The sequence below is a fragment of the Amycolatopsis anabasis genome, from assembly GCF_009765355.1.
Taxonomy (GTDB): domain Bacteria; phylum Actinomycetota; class Actinomycetes; order Mycobacteriales; family Pseudonocardiaceae; genus Amycolatopsis; species Amycolatopsis anabasis.
On sequence record NZ_VTHK01000174.1, the window covers coordinates 1 to 872 of the forward strand.

Here is an 872-nt window from a genome sequence, read left to right on the forward strand (position 1 = left end):
AGGTCGTCGCCGATGTCCGGGTCGATCTCCTTCTTCTCGCCCGGTTTCGCCGCGGTGACGCCGTCGGTGTAGTCCGGCTGCGCCTGTTCCTTGGTGAAGTTGACGATCGCGGAGATCTCGTCGTCGCCGACGAAGGCGCCCTGGATCCGGACCGGTTTCCCGGCGCCCATCGGCAGGTAGAGCGCGTCGCCCATACCGATCAGCTTCTCGGCGCCCGGCTGGTCCAGGATGACCCGCGAGTCGGTCAGCGACGAGGTGGCGAACGCGAGCCGGGACGGCACGTTCGTCTTGATCAGGCCGGTCACCACGTCCACCGACGGCCGCTGGGTGGCCAGCACCAGGTGGATCCCGGCGGCGCGCGCCTTCTGGGTGATCCGCACGATCGCGTCCTCCACGTCCCGGGGCGCGGTCATCATCAGGTCGGCGAGCTCGTCGACGATCGCCATGATGTACGGGTACGGCTGGTACTCGCGTTCGCTGCCCGGCGGCGCGGTGATCTCCCCCGACTTCACCTTCTTGTTGAAGTCGTCGATGTGCCGGACCCGGTTGGCCTGCATGTCCTGGTACCGCTGCTCCATCTCCTCGACCAGCCAGGCCAGCGCGGCGGCGGCCTTCTTCGGCTGGGTGATGATGGGCGTGATCAGGTGCGGGATGCCCTCGTACGGGGTCAGCTCGACCATCTTCGGGTCGATCAGGATCATCCGGCACTCGTCCGGCGTCGCGCGGGCGAGCAGGGACACCAGCATCGAGTTGACGAAACTCGACTTACCGGAACCGGTGGACCCGGCGACCAGCAGGTGCGGCATCTTGGTCAGGTTCGCGGTGACGAAATGGCCCTCGATGTCCTTGCCCAGCCCGATCACCATCGGGTG

At 67.1% G+C, this 872-nt stretch carries 1 protein-coding gene; it reads right to left on the bottom strand.

Features of this window, described 5'->3' with window-relative positions; translation table 11 throughout:
* Positions 1-872 (bottom strand): FtsK/SpoIIIE domain-containing protein (locus tag FXO23_RS50580; RefSeq protein WP_158896365.1); only part of this gene is annotated, 872 nt, incomplete at both ends.